This is a genomic window from Herbaspirillum sp. Her2 (genome assembly GCF_057961375.1).
Genome location: NZ_CM176331.1, coordinates 2,006,954 through 2,024,297, shown reverse-complemented (window position 1 = coordinate 2,024,297; position 17,344 = coordinate 2,006,954). Strand labels below are relative to the sequence as shown.

General features: G+C 62.9%; 13 protein-coding genes. 4 read left to right on the top strand and 9 right to left on the bottom strand.

Annotated features, from left to right (window positions below; genetic code table 11):
• Positions 1-36: 36 nt before the first annotated feature.
• Positions 37-795, bottom strand: coding sequence for an osmolarity response regulator transcription factor OmpR (ompR, locus tag ACWHXP_RS09140; protein WP_039788315.1), 759 nt, complete (start codon positions 793-795; stop codon positions 37-39).
• A gap of 189 nt (positions 796-984) precedes the next feature.
• On the opposite strand from ompR, the gene ACWHXP_RS09135 reads away from it, so the two are divergent.
• Positions 985-1,266 (top strand): hypothetical protein, encoded by a 282-nt coding sequence (locus ACWHXP_RS09135; protein WP_039788314.1) that lies wholly within the window; start codon positions 985-987, stop codon positions 1,264-1,266.
• Positions 1,267-1,364: 98 nt separating this feature from the next.
• Here the strand turns inward: ACWHXP_RS09135 and ACWHXP_RS09130 are convergent, their stop codons facing one another.
• From ACWHXP_RS09130 to dapC, 8 genes are all read right to left on the bottom strand, one after another.
• A complete protein-coding gene (locus ACWHXP_RS09130; protein ID WP_199900340.1) occupies positions 1,365-2,024 on the bottom strand; it encodes an amino acid ABC transporter permease in 660 nt (219 codons plus the stop codon).
• Between the two features lie 95 nt (positions 2,025-2,119).
• Positions 2,120-2,923, bottom strand: coding sequence for a cystine ABC transporter substrate-binding protein (locus ACWHXP_RS09125; RefSeq protein WP_121039936.1), 804 nt, complete (start codon positions 2,921-2,923; stop codon positions 2,120-2,122).
• A gap of 134 nt (positions 2,924-3,057) precedes the next feature.
• Positions 3,058-5,040 carry an ATP-binding cassette domain-containing protein gene (locus ACWHXP_RS09120; RefSeq protein WP_209580587.1) on the bottom strand — a complete coding sequence of 661 codons (1,983 nt, stop codon included), beginning with the start codon at positions 5,038-5,040 and terminating at the stop codon, positions 3,058-3,060.
• Positions 5,041-5,091: 51 nt separating this feature from the next.
• Positions 5,092-5,982 carry a 50S ribosomal protein L3 N(5)-glutamine methyltransferase gene (gene prmB, locus ACWHXP_RS09115; protein ID WP_489633968.1) on the bottom strand — a complete coding sequence of 297 codons (891 nt, stop codon included), beginning with the start codon at positions 5,980-5,982 and terminating at the stop codon, positions 5,092-5,094.
• Between the two features lie 23 nt (positions 5,983-6,005).
• Positions 6,006-7,133: a succinyl-diaminopimelate desuccinylase gene (dapE, locus tag ACWHXP_RS09110; RefSeq protein WP_489633969.1), complete on the bottom strand. Its 1,128-nt coding sequence runs from the start codon at positions 7,131-7,133 to the stop codon at positions 6,006-6,008.
• Positions 7,134-7,135: 2 nt separating this feature from the next.
• A complete protein-coding gene (locus ACWHXP_RS09105; RefSeq protein ID WP_489637769.1) occupies positions 7,136-7,495 on the bottom strand; it encodes an ArsC family reductase in 360 nt (119 codons plus the stop codon).
• A gap of 118 nt (positions 7,496-7,613) precedes the next feature.
• The gene (dapD, locus tag ACWHXP_RS09100; RefSeq protein ID WP_039788307.1) at positions 7,614-8,447 is read right to left on the bottom strand and encodes a 2,3,4,5-tetrahydropyridine-2,6-dicarboxylate N-succinyltransferase; all 834 of its coding nucleotides are present in this window, start codon (positions 8,445-8,447) and stop codon (positions 7,614-7,616) included.
• Positions 8,448-8,512: 65 nt separating this feature from the next.
• Positions 8,513-9,724, bottom strand: a complete 1,212-nt coding sequence (gene dapC, locus ACWHXP_RS09095; RefSeq protein ID WP_489633971.1) for a succinyldiaminopimelate transaminase — start codon at positions 9,722-9,724, stop codon at positions 8,513-8,515.
• Between the two features lie 356 nt (positions 9,725-10,080).
• Here dapC and ACWHXP_RS09090 point away from each other — a divergent pair, with 356 nt between their 5' ends.
• From ACWHXP_RS09090 to ACWHXP_RS09080, 3 genes are all read left to right on the top strand, one after another.
• Complete coding sequence (locus ACWHXP_RS09090) at positions 10,081-11,853, top strand: methyl-accepting chemotaxis protein (RefSeq protein ID WP_489633972.1); 1,773 nt, start codon at positions 10,081-10,083, stop codon at positions 11,851-11,853.
• A 208-nt stretch (positions 11,854-12,061) separates the two neighbouring features.
• The gene (gene smc / locus ACWHXP_RS09085) at positions 12,062-15,592 is read left to right on the top strand and encodes a chromosome segregation protein SMC (RefSeq protein ID WP_084320190.1); all 3,531 of its coding nucleotides are present in this window, start codon (positions 12,062-12,064) and stop codon (positions 15,590-15,592) included.
• Between the two features lie 400 nt (positions 15,593-15,992).
• Positions 15,993-17,333, top strand: a complete 1,341-nt coding sequence (locus ACWHXP_RS09080; protein ID WP_489633973.1) for a cell division protein ZipA C-terminal FtsZ-binding domain-containing protein — start codon at positions 15,993-15,995, stop codon at positions 17,331-17,333.
• Positions 17,334-17,344: the final 11 nt, after the last annotated feature.

Sequence of the window (17,344 nt, the reverse complement as noted above, 5' to 3'; positions counted from 1 at the left end):
GGCAAACGGCCTGCAGGTCAGGGGTGAAGCGGGAGGTCAGCGCGGTTTCCCTTCCGGGATGAAGACATAGCCCAGGCCCCACACGGTCTGGATGTACAGCGGATTGGCCGGATCGGGTTCGATCAGCTTGCGCAGGCGCGAGATCTGCACGTCCAGGCTGCGGTCAAAAACTTCATATTCGCGGCCGCGCGCCATTTCCATCAGCTTTTCACGCGACAGCGGCTGGCGGGCGTTGCGTGCAAATACCTTCAGTACCGAGAATTCGCCGGTGGTCAGGGAAATGGTTTCGCCGTTCTTCTTCAGGGTACGGGTACCCAGGTCGAGGATGAAGTCGCCGAATTCGAAGGTTTCCGGGGTTTCCGAAGGCGCACCCGGCAGTTCATCCGGACCCTTGCGGCGCAGCACCGCATTGATGCGCGCCACCAGTTCGCGCGGGTTGAAGGGCTTGGGCAGGTAGTCGTCCGCGCCCATTTCCAGACCGATAATGCGGTCCACGTCCTCGCCCTTGGCGGTGAGCATGATGATGGGCGTCTGGTCGCCGGCACCGCGCAGGCGGCGGCAGATGGCCAGGCCATCTTCGCCGGGCAGCATCAGGTCCAGCACCAGCAGGTCGTAGCGTTCGCGGATCCAGAGCTTGTTCATGGCCTGGGCGTTTTCCGCCGTGACCACGTTGAAACCCTGCTCGGTCAGATAGCGGCGCAGCAGGTCGCGCAAGCGGATGTCGTCATCCACCACCAACACTTTGAATTGATTGGCGGATGTTGTCGTATTAGTATTGCCGTTGGTCGTATTCATGTTGCCTATGGTAGCGTCTTGGCGATTTTGAGCAAGTCGGGGCTGTTGATCCATTACAAACTGTTACATACCTTACCTTAATCATCTTATACCATCGCGGCCTGCGGCCTAAACTGGAATCACGTCGGGAAAGCAACGTCGATACCGCTTTCTCTTCCCTGATTCTCTGTCTCCGGAAAAAATCGCATTATGAAGATTGCAGTCGTCAACAAGCTATGTCTGGCAGCGATGCTGGCGCTCGGTGTGGGAGCGGCCGCGCTGGCTGGCCCTCCGCAGGGCGGCCGGCCGATGCCGGGGCAGCCGGGCGACTTCAGGCAGCATGCCGGTGACTTCAACCCGCAGGATCACCGCAACCAGATCGCCAGCGACCAGGACCAGCGCCGCAACGGCAAGCTCAGTGCCGATGAACGCCGCGAACTGCGCCGCCAGATCAATGAAGTCGGCCAGGATATCTACCGCGTCAAGCGTTGAGTTCCGCGCGGATGAAAAGATTCCCGCCCCGGTCAACAAAAAGCTGACGAAAAAGCCCGAGTGCATCGCATTCGGGCTTTTTTCCTTGGGGCGGGCGATCAGTGCTGGTGCGCCTTGCCCAGCCGCTTCTCCAGCCGGTGCTGCAAGGCTTCGAAGCACAGGCTCAGGATCCAGTAAATGGCTGCCGCCGCCAGATACAGCGGGAGCGGGCGGAAGGTCACCGCAATGACTTCCTTGGTGGCCAGCATCAATTCGGTCACCGTGATGACTGATACCAGCGAGGTATCCTTGATCAGGCTGATCAGGGTATTGCTCATCGAGGGCACGGCTATGCGCACTGCCTGCGGCACGATGATGTAGCGCAGCGTCTGGAAATACGTCAGTCCCACGCTGTAAGACGCATTCCACTGGCCATGCGTCACCCCCAGGATGGCACCGCGCAGGCTTTCCGAGAGGTAAGCGCCGGCGTTGAGGCTCAGGGTCAGCACCCCCGCTGTCAGCGGCGAGAATTCGATCCCGATCCCCGGCAAGCCGTAATAGACCACGAAGATCTGCACCAGCAGCGGCGTGCCACGCATCATGCTGACGTACACGGCAGCCGGCCAGTGGATGGGCCGCCAGGGAACGATGCGTGCCACCGCCAGCACGAAGCCCAGCACCAGGCCGCCGACCATCGAGGCCAGCGCGAAGAGCAGGGTGTAGCCCACGCCCTTGGCCAGGGTCGGGGCGGCTTGCTGTAGCAGTTCGAGGATTTCCATAAGCATTCGAATAAAAAAATTATCCCCGCGATGCGGGGATAAGTCGGTCCGCCCGGAACGTGCCGGGCGGCAGGGAGCGCCAGTTCAGGCGCGCCTTATTGTGCTTTCGGCGGCTGGCTCACGTCAATGCCGAACCACTTCTCGGAAGCGGCCTTGAAGCTGCCGTCCGCCTTGATGTCGGCCAGGGCCTTGTTCAGTGCAGCCTTGAACTCCGGATTGCCCTTGCGGAAGGGAATGCCGATCTTGTCGACGGTGCCGATCGGGCTGCCAGCCTTCAGCGGCAGGTTGGTCGACTTCAGGATGTAGCCGACCAGCAGGCTGTCGTTCAGGGCAGCATCGATGCGACCGGCGGCCAGGTCAGCCAGATACTCGGGCGAACCCGGATAGGTGCGCACGTCGATGCCGGCCACGGCCTTGGCCTTCTGTTCGAAGTTGGTGCCCTGACCCAGGCCCAGCTTCTTGCCCTTCAGGTCGTCCAGGCTCTTGAATTCGCGCTTTTCATCCTTGCGCACGATCAGTTGGGCGCTGGAGAGGGTGTACGGATCGGAGAAGTCGAAAGCCTTCTGGCGTTCGTCGGTGATGCCGACCTGGTTGATGATGACGTCGTACTTGCCTGCGCCCAGACCGGCCAGGATGCCGCTCCATTCGGTGGTGGTGAAGACCGGCTTGACGCCGAGCTTGGCCGCCAGCAGTTTGGCCACATCGACCTCAAAACCGGTCAGTTCTCCGGTCTTGGCATCCTTGAAGTTGAACGGGGGATAGTTGCCCTCCAGCGCCACCTTCAGGGTGCCGCTGCTCTTGACCGATTCCAGCAGGTCGGCCGCCGACACGCTCAGGCTGGACGCCAGCAGGGTTGCGCCGACACCGGCCAGCAGCCATTGCTTGATATTCTTCTTCATATGTTCATGTCCTTATAAAAACTTTCGCCACAAAAACTGCGGCCAGGGCGCAATGATGCCCTCGTTTTGCCGAACTGCAAGGGCTGGCTTAATACTTTGATGTAGAAAGCTTATGCCCGACGCGGTTCCGCAGCTCAGGCCTGCAACTGCTCCAGCGCCTCCTGCTGTTCCAGCCATTCATTTTCAAGCTGGTCCAGCTCCTTGCTGCAATAGGCCTGGTCGGTGATGAGCGTCTTGAGTTCTTCCTTGTTGGCGGCGTCGTAGATATCCGGGCTGGCCAGGCGCGCATCGATCTCTCCCTTGCGCGCATTGAGCTTGGCGATCTGTTCGTCGAGGCGCTTGATGCGGGCCTCAATCGGTTTTTTGAGGGCCGACATCTTCTGGCGCTGCTCGGCCTCCAGACGCTTCTGTTCCTTGCGGTCCACCAGCGAGGCCGGGGCCTCGGCCACCGGCTGGCTGGCCGTGGGCAGCGGCGCGGCAGCCGCCGCATCGTTGCGGGCGGCCAGCTTGGTCTTGAAGAGCCAGTCCTTGTAGTCGTCGAGGTCGCCATCGAAGGGTTGCAGCTTGCCTTCGGCCACGATCAGGAACTGGTCGGTCGTGGCGCGCAGCAGGTGGCGATCGTGGGAGACCAGCACCAGCGTGCCTTCGAACTGTGCCAGCGCCATGGTGAGCGCTTCGCGGGTTTCCAGATCCAGGTGGTTGGTCGGTTCATCCAGCAGCAGCAGGTTGGGGCGCTGCCAGACAATCAGAGCCAGCGCCAGGCGCGCCTTTTCTCCGCCCGAGAAGGGAGCGATGGAGGAGGTCGCCATGGTGCCGTTGAAATTGAAGCTGCCCAGGAAGTTGCGCAGTTCCTGCTCGCGCACATCCGGTGCCAGACGGGTCAGGTGCCATAGCGGCGATTCGTCATGGCGCAGCATTTCCACCTGATGCTGGGCGAAGTAGCCGATCACCAGTCCCTTGCCCAGGCGGGCCGTACCGGACAGCGGATCGATCTCGCCGGCCACGGTCTTGATGAGCGTGGACTTGCCCGCGCCGTTGACGCCCAGCAGACCAATGCGCTGCCCACTCTGCAGCGAGAAATCGATGCCATGCACGATGATCTTGTCTTCATCGGGCGCGCCATTCTTGCCCTCGATGTGATAACCCGCGTTGACCTTTTCCATCACCAGCAGCGGATTCGGTGCCGACAGGGGCTCACGGAATTCGAAGGAGAATTCGGCGGCCGCCCGCAGCGGTGCCAGCTCTTCCATCTTCGACAGGGCTTTCATGCGGCTCTGCGCCTGGCGTGCCTTGGTCGCCTTGGCCTTGAAGCGGTCGATGAAGGATTGCAGGTGCGCACGCTGGCGCTGCTGCTTCTCGATCATGCCCGCCATCAGCTCCAGCTGGGCCGAGCGCTGGCGCTCGAAGCTGCTGTAGTTGCCGGAATAGCGCTTGAGTTTTCGATCATCGATATGAACGATCACGTTCACCACGCCATCCAGGAAATCGCGGTCGTGGGAAATGATGAGCAGGGTGCCCGCGTAGCGCTTCAACCAGTCTTCCAGCCAGATGATGGCATCCAGGTCCAGGTGGTTGGTCGGTTCGTCCAGCAGCAGCAGGTCGGACGGGCACATCAGTGCCTGCGCCAGGTTCAGGCGCATGCGCCAGCCGCCGGAGAAGCTGGCCACGGGCCGCGCCATCTGCTCCAGCGAAAAGCCCAGACCCAGCAGCAATTGCTCGGCGCGCGAGCGCACGGTGTAGGCATCGGCATCGGCCAACGCGGTATGCAGCTCGGCGATATGGTTGCCGTCGTGTTTGTCGTCCGGCTGCGCTTCGGCGCGGGCCAGATCGGCTTCCAGCTGACGCAGGTGAGCGTCGCCATCGATGGCGTACTCGATGGCGGGACGATCCAGCGCCGGCGTTTCCTGCGCGACGTAGGCCATGCGCCAGCGCGCCGGGAAATCGACATTGCCCTGGTCGGCATGCAGCTCGCCGCGCAGCATGGCGAACAGGCTGGACTTGCCGGCGCCATTGGCACCGATCAGGCCGATCTTGTCGCCCGGATTGAGCGTCAGGTCGACATTGTCCAGGAGCGGCTTGACGCCGCGCTGGAGGGAAACTTGCTGGAAACGGATCATCGGTGATTCACAATCGTTGGAGCGCGCTAACGCGGATGCTGACGCTCAGGGTCAGGCCAGTTGCAGTTGTTCGGCCGTGACCAGGAACACCATGTCGTCACCGGCACTGGTGGTCAGCCAGGTCAGTTCCAGTTCCGGGAAGGCCGCTTCGGCGAAGGCGCGCTCATTGCCGATCTCGACCACCAGCACGCCTTCGGGCGTGAGGCGCTCGGCAGCGCCGGCGACGATCTTGCGTACCAGGTCCATGCCATCCTCGCCACCGGCCAGGGCCAGTTGCGGTTCGCGCAGGTATTCCTGGGGCAGCTTGCTCATGGAACCGGAATTCACATAGGGCGGATTGCTGATGATCAAGTCATACTTGCGCAGCGGCAGTTGCGAGTACAGGTCGGACTCGACCAGGTTGATGCGCTCCTGCAACTGGTATTCGTCCACATTCTTGCGCGCCACGGCCAGCGCGTCGGCAGAGATGTCGACCGCATCGATCTGCGCGTTCGGGAAGGCATCAGCCAGCAGGATCGGCAGGCAACCGGAACCGGTACACAGGTCCAGCGCGTTGACGATGGCTTCCGGATCCTGGATCCAGGGCGAGAAATGCTGCGGAATCAGTTCGGCGATGAAGGAACGCGGCACGATCACGCGTTCATCCACGTAGAAGCGATATGCGCCCAGCCAGGCTTCATTGGTGATGTAGGCCGCCGGGACGCGGTCCTTGCTGCGGCGTTCGATCACGCGCATGACGGAAGCGATTTCCTCGGGGAGCAGACGCGCATCCAGGAAGGGATCGAGCTGATCCAGCGGCAATTTGAGTGTATGCAGGATCAGGTAGGCTGCCTCGTCGAGCGCATTGCTGCTGCCGTGGCCGAAGAACAGTTGCTCGGTGTTGAAGCGGGTCACGGCGTAGCGCAGCAGGTCGCGCACGGTGGAGAAATTGTTGGGGGTCATGATGTTCTCTTCAATGCTTGGGCTTACGCCAGCAGGTTTTCCAGCGTCTTGCGGTAGATGTTCTTCAGGGGATCGATATAGCGCACTTCGATGTGCTCATCGATCTTGTGGATGCTGTCATTGGGCGGACCGAACTCGATCACCTGCGGGCAGATCCGGGCGATGAAGCGGCCGTCTGAGGTGCCACCGGTGGTTGACAGTTCGGTATCCAGTCCGGTCTCGTCCTTGATCGCCTTGGACAGCGCATCCGACAGGTCGCCGCGCGGGGTCAGGAAGGGCAGGCCGCCAACGGTCCACTTCAGGTCGTATTCCAGGCCATGCTTGTCGAGGATGGCATGCACGCGCTGCTGCAAACCTTCCACGGTGCTGGCGGTGGAGAAGCGGAAGTTGAAGTCGATCACCACTTCGCCGGGGATCACGTTGGAGGCGCCGGTGCCGCCATGGATATTGGAAATCTGCCAGGAAGTCGGCAGGTAGTATTCATTGCCCGCATCCCACTGCTCGGCCACCAGTTCGGCCAGTGCCGGCGCAGCCTGGTGGATGGGATTGCGCGCCAGTTGCGGATAGGCGATATGGCCCTGGATGCCCTTGACGGTCAGCTTGCCCGACATGGTGCCGCGGCGGCCGTTCTTGATCATGTCGCCCAGGGTCTTGGCCGAGGTCGGCTCGCCGACGATGCAGTAATCCAGCTGTTCGCCGCGCGCCTTGAGGGCATTGCAGACGACGACCGTGCCATCGATGGCCGGGCCTTCTTCGTCGCTGGTGATGAGGAAGCCGATCGAACCCTTGTGATCGGGATGGGCCGCCGTGAACTCTTCGCAAGCCACCACCATGGCGGCGATCGACGTCTTCATGTCGGACGCGCCGCGACCGTACAGGCGGCCATCGCGCAGGGTCGGCTGGAAGGGATGCGACTGCCACTTCTCCAGCGGGCCGGTGGGCACCACGTCGGTGTGACCGGCAAAGACCACCAGCGGCTGCGCCGTTCCCTTGCGCGCCCACAGATTGGTGACGTCGCCGGACTGGATGGTCTCGCAGACGAAGCCCAGCGGCGCGAGCAATTCCGCCAGCCGCGCCTGGCAGCCTTTGTCTTCGGGGGTGACGGAAGAAAGGGACATCAATTCCTGGGTCAGGGCCAGCGTCTTGCTCATGATCATTTCTCGAAACTGTGTTGATACTGATCGGCCTTGAAGCCGACGTGATAATGCTTGCCATCGAACAGCACCGGACGCTTCACCACCGATGGGTTTTCCACCATCAGGGCCACCGCAGCGGCGTCATCGGTGATGGCGGCCTTGCGCTCATCCGGCAGGGCGCGCCACGTGGTCCCCTTGCGGTTGACCAGCACGTCGCGCTCCACGTCCTTCAGCCAGGCCTGGGCCTGTTCGGCAGTGAGGCCGGCCTTCTTGAAATCGTGGAAGTGAAAGGCGATGCCTTGCTCGTCCAGCCACACGCGGGCTTTCTTGACGGTGTCGCAGTTGGGAATGCCAAAAAGGGTGATCTTGTCGCTCATGTTCGCTTTCTCAATGGGGCTGGCTATCGGGGGCCAGAACACGACGCCGCGCCGGTGTGCGAGACGACCGGCGCGGCGCGTGGGTACTTCAGGCCTTCAGCAAAGCCGCAGCGCGGAATTACTCGCCGCGCAGCAGTTCGTTGATGGAGGTCTTGGAGCGGGTCTGGGCATCGACCTTCTTGACGATGATCGCGGCGTACAGGCTGTACTTGCCATCCTTGGACGGCAGGTTGCCCGGCACCACCACCGAGCCCGCCGGCACGCGGCCGTAGTGGACTTCGCCGGTTTCGCGGTCGTAGATCTTGGTCGACTGGCCGATGTACACGCCCATGGACAGCACCGAGTTCTCTTCGATGATGACGCCTTCGACCACTTCCGAACGGGCACCGATGAAGCAATTGTCTTCAATGATGACCGGACCCGCCTGCACGGGCTCCAGCACGCCACCGATGCCGACGCCACCGGAAAGGTGAACGTTCTTGCCGATCTGGGCCGCCGAACCGACGGTGGCCCAGGTGTCGACCATCGTGCCTTCGTCGACGTAAGCGCCAATGTTGACGTAGGAGGGCATCAGCACCACGTTGCGGCCAATGAAGGAGCCATGACGCGCCACCGCCGGCGGCACCACGCGGAAGCCGCCCTTGGCGAAATCTTCCGCAGTGTAATTGGCGAACTTGGTCGGCACCTTGTCGTAGAACTGCGGATAGCCAGGTCCGGCCGACATCGGCACGTTGTCTTCCAGGCGGAAGGACAGCAGGATGGCCTTCTTCACCCATTGGTTGACTTCCCACTGGCCGACGCCCTGACGGTTGGCCACGCGCAGGGTGCCATCATTCAGGCCTGCGATCACTTCGGCCACCGCATTGCGGATGTCGGCCGGGGCGCTCTTGGGAGACAGGCTGGCGCGATCTTCCCACGCCTGATCGATGATGTGCTGAATGGACTGTGTCATGTTGATATCGATGAACTCTAGTGTGAACGGGAGAGAAACTGGCACCGGGGCCGGTGCGGACAAGCTCAAGCCTGGCCGGCCAGTTTCTTCGTGAAGGCGACGATGCGTTGCGCAGCTTCCAGGCATTCGCCCACTTCGGCCACCAGCGCCATGCGGATGCGGCCCGCGCCCGGATTGACGCCATGCGCTTCGCGTGCCAGGTAGCTGCCCGGCAAGACTGTGACATTATATTCGGCGTACAGACGACGGGCGAATTCGGTGTCGCTGATGTCGACCAGCTTGTCGACCTTGGCCCACAGGTAGAAGGCGGCATCGGGCAGGGCGACGTCCATCACTTCCTGCAGCAGCGGGGTCACCTGGGAGAACTTGGTGACGTACTTGGCGATGTTGTCCTGCACGTGGGTTTCGTCCTGCCAGGCCAGCACGGAGGCGGCCTGGATCACCGGGCTCATGGCCGCGCCGTGGTAGGTGCGATAGAGCAGGAATTTCTTGAGGATGGCTGCATCGCCGGCCACGAAGCCCGAGCGCATGCCTGGCACGTTGGAGCGCTTGGACAGGCTGGAGAAGGAAACCAGGTTGCGATAGTCACGGCCCAGCAGACGCGCGGCCTGCATGCCGCCCAAGGGCGGATCCTGCTTGAAGTAGATTTCCGAATAGCACTCGTCGGAGGCGATCACGAAACCATAGCGATCCGACAGGGCGAACAGTTCCTTCCAGTCTTCCAGCGTCAGCACGGCGCCGGTCGGGTTGCCCGGCGAGCAGACGAACAGCAGTTGCACGCGTTCCCATACTTCTTGCGGTACCTGGCTGAAATCGGGCGCAAAGTTGCGCGCCGGGTCCGAATTGACGAAATAGGGCTCGGCGCCGGCCAGGTAGGCCGAACCTTCATAGATCTGGTAGAACGGGTTGGGGCACATCACCAGCGCGCCGGGCCTGGTCGGATCGACCACGGTCTGGGTCAGCGAGAACAGGGCCTCGCGCGAACCGATCACCGGCAGGATCTCGGTGGCCGGATCGGGACGCGGGATGTCGTAACGCTTCTGCAGCCAGTCAGCGATCGCACCGCGCAGGGCGTCGCTGCCCAGGGTGGCCGGATACGAGGCCAGGCCGGACAGGTTGTACGTCAGCGCCTGCTGGATGAAGGCAGGGGTAGGGTGCTTGGGCTCGCCGATGCCCAGGCTGATCGGACGATAAGCCGGGTCGGGCGTGATGCCGGCGAAGAGCTTCTTGAGCTTTTCGAAGGGATAGGGCTGCAGTTTGTCGAGTAGGGGATTCACGTCGCTGGACTGGAGTAAAGCTTTCCGGGCCAGCATCTCGCGAGGAGCTCGGCCGGCCACGGCAAAGGGCTGGGAAAGTTGGCGATTATACCGTCATTTGAGGGCATTGCCGCGCTCCCAATCGGCCCGGTGTTGAGTCCTTGGCATGTCTGGCGCACAAGAAAACGGCTGTGGTGATCCTGATCGGGCGCGTGTTTACCTTCCTGCACGCTGGCAAAGAAAAGGTGCAATCCGGAAAATCAGGGACAGTTACGCGGTGTATTCAGGGGATTGTCAGGGAGAGTCAGAGAGTATTGTGGTCGCTCGCCAAAACGGGACCGTTCACAGGGCGGCCCACCCATTCCCGGAGAACAAGAATGAAAAGCCTCAAGGCGCAGCTACTGTCTGCGCTGGTCGTGATGTGGATCGGTTTGCTGGCGCTGGCCGCCTGGTCCGCCTTCAGCGCCCGTGAAACCATGATCGAAGAACGCAAGGATGGCCTGCGCCGCGTGGTGGAAGCCGCCAACGGGGTGGTCAACAGCTATGTGGCCGATGTCGCGGCAGGCAAGATTTCCAAAGAGGAAGCCCAGAAGAACGCGCTGGAACGCATCGCCGCCATGCGCTACGACGGCGACAACTATCTCTTCATTTTCGATTCGCGCCCGGTGGTGTTGATGCTGCCCTCCAACAAGGCGATGATCGGCAAGAACGTGGCCGACCGCAAGGATTCCGAAGGCAAGGCCTATTACGTCGAGATGATGAAGGTCGGCCAGGAAAAACAGCACGGCTTCGTGCAATACATGGGCCGCCTGCCTGGTACCGACGACAGTAACCGCACCCCAAAAATGAGCTATGTGGTGCACAACAAGACCTGGGACTGGTTCATCGTCACGGGCGTGTTCCTCTCCGATGTGCAGGCCCAGTTCCGCTCCGACCTGTTCAAATTGCTCGGTATCCTGGTGGTGGTCGGTGGACTGGTCTCGCTGATGATGCTGGCCATCATCCGCCGCATTACCGGTAGCCTCGGTGGCGAGCCGGCCTATGCGGTGGCCATCGCCACGCGCATTGCCAACGGCGACCTGACGGTACGGGTCGACACCCGTGCCGGTGACAACCGCAGTCTGCTCTTCGAGATGGCCACCATGCGAGAGCGGCTGGGCGGCGTCATCAAGGGCATCCGCCAGGGCACCGATGCCATCGATATCGGCGCGCGCGAGATTGCAGCGGGCAACCTGGACCTGTCTTCGCGCACCGAAGAGCAGGCTGGTTCGCTGGCCACTACGGCCTCCAACATGGATACCCTGACCGCCACCGTCAAGCAGAACGCCGACAACGCCCGCCAGGCCGGCCAACTGGCCAACAACGCCTCGGAAATCGCCAGGCGCGGCGGCGAGGTGGTGGGGCAGGTGGTGCAGACCATGGAGGGCATCACGGAAAGCTCGCGCAAGATTTCCGACATCATCGGCGTGATCGATGGCATTGCGTTCCAGACCAATATCCTGGCCCTGAATGCGGCGGTGGAAGCCGCCCGCGCCGGCGAGCAGGGGCGTGGCTTTGCGGTGGTGGCCTCGGAAGTGCGTTCGCTGGCCCAGCGCAGTGCCCAGGCGGCCAAGGAGATCAAGGCCCTGATCGAGGATTCGGTGCAGCGCGTGGGCGATGGCTCGGACCAGGTGGCCCGCGCCGGGGAGACCATGGGCGAGGTGGTGTCGGCGGTGCATCGCCTGACCGACATCGTCAGCGAGATTTCGGCGGCGTCCGAAGAGCAGCGCCGGGGCATCGAGCAGGTCAACCTGGCCATCGGCGAGATGGATCAGGTGACCCAGCAGAACGCGGCCCTGGTCGAAGAGGCTGCTGCCGCAGCCGGTTCACTGGAAGAGCAGGCGCGACGCCTGAAGGCCGCGGTGGCGACCTTCCGCGTCGAAGGAGAGGAGGGCACCGCAGCGCCCGCGCCGATGGCTGCCCCCAAGGTTGCGCCTGTTGCGGCCAAGGCAGCGATCCCGGTCAAACCACTGCCCAAGCCTGCGGCCAAGTCGCTGGTCAAGGCGGCGGCGCCGCTGCCACCACCAGGCAAGCCTGCAGCCCCCGCCAAACCGGCCTCTGCGGGCAGGTCATCGCCCGCAAACGATGATGGGGATTGGGAGACCTTCTGATTTTCTCGGATTGAAATGAAGAAATGGACGCCGTACCGGGTGCGCTCGGTGCGGCGTTTTTCATGGCGGCCGGCGCATGGGACAGAAGGGCGGAAGCAGGCATCCTGGCGCGGTTTTTGGTCTGGCCGGGCCCGTGCGATGTTATGATACCGGCCGTTCCGGAAGCAAAAATCCCGCTTCCTCTTAACTGATTCAATTTGTCGATAACGTGCGTCTAACTTCCATCAAATTATCTGGATTCAAGTCCTTCGTCGAGCCTACGCACTTCCAGGTTCCGGGGCAGCTGGTGGGTGTGGTCGGGCCCAATGGCTGCGGCAAATCCAACATCATCGACGCCGTGCGCTGGGTCCTTGGCGAATCCAAGGCCTCCGAGCTGCGTGGCGAGTCGATGCAGGACGTCATCTTCAACGGCTCCACCCACCGCAAGCCGGCCGGGCGCGCCTCGGTCGAACTGGTGTTCGACAACTCCGCCGGCAAGGCGGCCGGCCAGTGGGGCCAGTACGCCGAAATTGCCGTCAAGCGCACGCTCACGCGCGACGGTACGTCCTCGTACTACATCAACAACCAGTCCGTGCGCCGCCGCGACATCCAGGACATCTTCCTCGGTACCGGCCTGGGCCCGCGCGCTTACGCCATCATCGGCCAGGGCATGATCTCGCGCATCATTGAGGCGCGTCCTGAAGAGCTGCGCATCTTCCTGGAAGAAGCCGCGGGCGTGTCGAAGTACAAAGAGCGCCGCCGCGAGACTGAAAACCGCCTGCACGACACCACCGAAAACCTCACGCGCCTGGAAGACATCCTGCGCGAACTGAACGCCAACCTGGAAAAGCTGGAAGCGCAAGCCGCCGTGGCCAAGAAATTCCACGAGCTGCAGAACGACCAGGAAGAAAAGCAGAAGCTGCTCTGGCTGCTGCGCAAGAACGAAGCCAAGGCCGAGCAGGAGCGCTTCTTCAAGGAAATCGAACGCGCCCAGATCGACCTGGAAGAGCAGACCGCCAAGCTGCGCCACGTCGAAACTGAACTGGAGCACATGCGCCAGGCGCACTACGCCGCCGGCGACCGCCTGCACCAGGCGCAGGGCCATCTGTACCAGACCAATTCCGAGATCGGCAGCCTGGAAGCGCAGATCAAGTTCGTCATCGAATCGCGCAATCGTCTGCAGGCGCAACTGAACTCGCTGGGCGCGCAGCGCGACCAGTGGCAGCGCCAGGGCACGCAGCAGCAGGAAGAACTGGCCGAAGCCGAAATCCAGCTGGAAGAATTCGGCATGCGCGTGGAGCAAGCCCAGCACGCCGTGCAGGACACCAGCGACCGCCTGCCTTCGCTGGAATCGGCCTGGCGCGAGTCGCAGGTCAAGACCACCGAGTCGCGCGGCAAGATCATGCAGGTGCAGCAGCAGATCGAACTGCAGTCCACGCACCAGCGCAATGCCTCCAACATCCTCTCGGGCCTGGCCGTGCGCCGCGAACGCCTGCTGCAGGAAAAGAGCGGCATGGCCCTGCCTGACGAGACCCACCTGTCCAACCTGCGCATGCAGCTGGAAGAAAAGCAGGCCTCGCTGGAAGAGGCGAGCATGTATCTGGAAGAGGCGCAGGAGCAACTGCCGCGCCTGGAAGAAGAGCGCCGCACCGCCCAGGAACTGGTCAGCAAGGAAACCTCTGCCAACGCCCAGCTGGAAGCTCGCCTCACCGCCCTGAAGCAATTGCAGGAAAGCGTGCAGGCCCAGGGCAAGGTCCAGCCCTGGCTGGAAAAGCACGGCCTGGCCGAGCTGCCGCGCCTGTGGCAGAAGCTGCACATCGAATCCGGCTGGGAAACCGCGCTGGAAGCGGTGCTGCGCGAGCGCATGTCGGCCCTGGAAATGTCCAACCTGGACTGGGCCAAGGCCTTCTTCAGCGACGCCCCGCCGGCCAAGCTGGCGCTGTACGCCCCCAATGCCGGCCTGGCCCAGCCCGAAGCCCAGCCGGTGGCGGGCCTGAAGCCCTTCGTGACCCTGCTGCAGCTGAACGATCCGGGCCTGCGCGCCCTGATGAACGACTGGCTCAATCACATCTACATCGCCGACGACACGGCCACCGCCTTTGCCGAGCGCGCCAAGCTGCCGCTGGGCGGCTTGTTCGTGACCCGTCAGGGCCATGTGGTGAGCAATGCCAGCGTGCGTTTCTATGCCTCCGATTCGGAGCAGGACGGCATGCTGGCGCGCCAGCAGGAAATCGAGAACATCACCAAGCAGCAACGTGCCCAGGCTATGCTGGCTGAGGAGGCCAAGGGCCGTGCCGTGCGAGCCGAGGCAGCCCTGTCGGGCGCATCGCAGCGTCTGCAGGAACTGCGCCAGCGCGTCAATTCGCTCACGCAATCGGCACACAGCCTGCAGATCGAGGTGATGAAGTTGGCCGAAGTGCAAGAGCGCTTCAACCAGCGCAGCACCCAGATCGCCACTGATCTGGAAGAAATCGGGATGCAGGAAGCCGAGCAGCAGCAGGTGCAGGCCGAATCCGAGGCCCGCTTCGAAGAGCTGGACATCGAACTGGCCGAACTGCAGGAACAGCACGAGAACGGCCAGACCGATTACCTGAACAAGGAACAGCAGCTCAACGACGCTCGCACCCGCCTGCGCGAGCTGGAGCGCGCCGCCCAGGAAACCGAGTTCGCCGAGAAGTCGCATCGCAACAAGATCGAGGAACTCAAGCGCGGCATTGCCACCGCCTTGGAACAGGCGGCGCAACTGTTTGCCAGCATGCAGCAAGGCTCGCTGGAACTGGAAAGCCTGGACGACCAGGCCGCTCAGGCCGGCCTGCAGGAATTGCTGGATCGCCGCAGCGAGCAGGAACGTGCGCTGGCCGATGCGCGCCACGAGCTGGATCAGCTCTCGCAGCAACTTCGTTCACATGAAGAATCGCGCATGCAGGCCGAACGCAGCCTGCAGCCCCAGCGTGACCGCATTACCGAACTGCAACTGAAGGAACAGGCCGCGCGCCTGAACCAGGAGCAATTCTCCGAGGCGCTGGCACAGACCCAGGCCGACGAGGCTGCGCTGTCGGAAAAACTGACCAGCGACATGCGTCCGTCCTACCTGCAAGGCGAAGTGACGCGCCTCACCAATGCCATCGCGGCGCTGGGGGCGGTCAACCTGGCCGCACTGGATGAACTGGCGACCGCCTCCGAGCGCAAGCACTTCCTCGATGCCCAGCACGCCGACCTGAACGAAGCCATCACCACGCTGCAGGATGCGATCCACAAGATCGACATGGAAACCCGGGATTTGCTGCAGGACACCTTCGACAAGGTCAACCACCACTTCTCGGAACTGTTCCCGGTGCTCTTCGGCGGCGGCCAGGCCAAACTCATCATGACCGGCGACGAAATCCTCGATTCCGGCGTGCAGGTCATGGCGCAGCCGCCGGGCAAGAAGAACGCCACGATTCACCTGCTCTCCGGTGGCGAGAAGGCCCTGACCGCCACGGCCCTGGTCTTCTCCATGTTCCAGTTGAACCCGGCGCCGTTCTGCTTGCTCGATGAAGTGGACGCGCCGCTCGACGATGCCAACACCGAACGCTTCGCCAACATGGTCAAGCGCATGTCGGAGTACACGCAGTTCCTCTTCATTTCCCACAACAAGATCGCCATGGAAATGGCGCAGCAGTTGATCGGGGTGACCATGCAGGAGCAGGGCGTGTCGCGCATCGTGGCGGTGGACATGGAGTCGGCCGCCAACTTCTCCAGCGCCGAGCAGGCCGCCTGATGATTTGTGCGGCAATGGCCTGCGGCTTTGTCGGCTTGACAAGCAGGGGGTGTGACCGTACCCTGAAAACCTTGCCGGCCAGCCCGCAGCGGGCGCAAGCCCCAGCTGGAACCGTTCTGATTCGGCCCCCACGGGCCATGGAAAAATAACAATATCTTGACCGCGCACTTGCCGTACCCGATCCGTCCGATTCCCCTGCATGGCTCCGCTGAGCCGGTGCAGGCGGCTGCCAGCGCTGCGGCAGCATCGACGGAGCGCCGTGTGAGCGGCCCGCGCGGTCCAGGCTTTCTTGGATTGATAGGATTCGGATTTCTTCGATGAGCAGCTTTTCCCAGCCGACCATGCCACGCGGCGCCCATGATGGCGCCCTCCAGCCCGCCAGCCTGAAAGGTCGTGCAGCATGATGATGGATCTCCAGACCAGCCTGATCATCCTGGGCGGCGTCTTCGTCGCCGGGGTCATCACCTACAACAAGTGGCAGGAGCACAAGGCGCGCAAGACCGTGGAGCGCGCCTTTTCTTCGTCCCATGATGATGTCCTGATGTCGCCGGACGAGCCGGCGGCCACGGCCGAGCCCATGTTCGCACCGCCCGTGTCCGAGCGCACTGCGCCTGCGCCGCGGATGGCCGAGCCGACGCTCGAGCCTGATGCCGGACGCGCCGAGCCTTCCTTCTATGATCTGCCCGAACGCAAGCCGGTACCGGCCCCGGTGAAGGCTTACCAGGAGCAGGCCGAGTTCGAGCCGCGTGAACCCTTCCTGGGTGAGCCGCCGGTGAGCACTGCTGCGCCCGCCGGAGCAGCTGCCGATGAAGCCGTGCTGGGTGAAGCGATAGCCCAGGCACCGCAATCGACGGTGGCCCAGGTCATTGCCGGAGCGGAAGAGCAGGGCGATACCGTGCCCGCCTTCACGCCGCCGCCCGAGATGCAGGCCCGCCTGGCCCCCAAGCGCGAATTGCCGGTGGACGAACTGATCGACTGCAACATCCCCATCGCCCTGGACAACCCGCTGCGCGGCGACAAGCTGCTGCCGATGCTGCAAGGCCTGCGCCATGTCGGCAACAAGCCGGTGCATTTCATCGGCCGCACCACCGACGGCGACTGGGAAGCCATCGCCCACGGCAGCATCTACAACGCCTTGCTGGCCGGTGCGCAGCTGGCCAATCGCAGCAATGCCATCAACGAGATCGAGTATTCGGAACTGGTCATGCGCCTGCGCGACCTGACCGATTCGCTCTCGGGCGAGCCGGAACTGCCGGACATGCCGGACGTCATCCGCACCGCCCAGGCGCTGCACCAGTTCATCATTGACCATGATGCGCAACTGTCGGTGAACGTGCGTTCGCAAGGCGCGCCCTGGAGTCTGGCGACCTTGCTGGCCGCGCTGACCCGCCAGGGTTTCGATCGCCGTACCGAAGGCTATCTGGTAATGCAGGATGGCGAAGGTGAAGTGCTCTTCGCCCTCTCCACCAATGCCACGCCGACCGATGAAACCACCGATCGCCTGACCCTGTTGCTGGACGTGCCCCGTGTGGCGCCGTCGCGCGATGGCTACGGTGCTCTGGTGGCCTGCGCCAAGTCGCTGTCGGCTCGCCTGGGTGGCGTCATCGTCGATGACAGCGACCAGCCCCTGACCGATGAAGCCCTTTCCGATATCGCCGAACAGGTGGCCGCGTTCTACAGCGCTATGGAATCGGCCGAGATCCCTGCCGGTTCCACCCGTGCCTTGCGCTTGTTCAGCTAAGGCCGCGTTTT

Excerpts from the sequence above, each read along its gene's own strand:
- ACWHXP_RS09120 (WP_209580587.1), bottom strand. The coding sequence starts at position 5,040 with ATGATCCGTTTCCAGCAAGTTTCCCTCCAGCGCGGCGTCAAGCCGCTC.
- prmB (WP_489633968.1), bottom strand. The coding sequence starts at position 5,982 with ATGACCCCCAACAATTTCTCCACCGTGCGCGACCTGCTGCGCTACGCC.
- ACWHXP_RS09125 (WP_121039936.1), bottom strand. The coding sequence starts at position 2,923 with ATGAAGAAGAATATCAAGCAATGGCTGCTGGCCGGTGTCGGCGCAACC.
- ACWHXP_RS09090 (WP_489633972.1), top strand. The coding sequence starts at position 10,081 with ATGAAAAGCCTCAAGGCGCAGCTACTGTCTGCGCTGGTCGTGATGTGG.
- dapD (WP_039788307.1), bottom strand. The coding sequence starts at position 8,447 with ATGACACAGTCCATTCAGCACATCATCGATCAGGCGTGGGAAGATCGC.
- dapE (WP_489633969.1), bottom strand. The coding sequence starts at position 7,133 with ATGAGCAAGACGCTGGCCCTGACCCAGGAATTGATGTCCCTTTCTTCC.
- ACWHXP_RS09080 (WP_489633973.1), top strand. The coding sequence starts at position 15,993 with ATGATGATGGATCTCCAGACCAGCCTGATCATCCTGGGCGGCGTCTTC.
- ACWHXP_RS09135 (WP_039788314.1), top strand. The coding sequence starts at position 985 with ATGAAGATTGCAGTCGTCAACAAGCTATGTCTGGCAGCGATGCTGGCG.
- ACWHXP_RS09130 (WP_199900340.1), bottom strand. The coding sequence starts at position 2,024 with ATGGAAATCCTCGAACTGCTACAGCAAGCCGCCCCGACCCTGGCCAAG.
- ACWHXP_RS09105 (WP_489637769.1), bottom strand. The coding sequence starts at position 7,495 with ATGAGCGACAAGATCACCCTTTTTGGCATTCCCAACTGCGACACCGTC.
- ompR (WP_039788315.1), bottom strand. The coding sequence starts at position 795 with ATGAATACGACCAACGGCAATACTAATACGACAACATCCGCCAATCAA.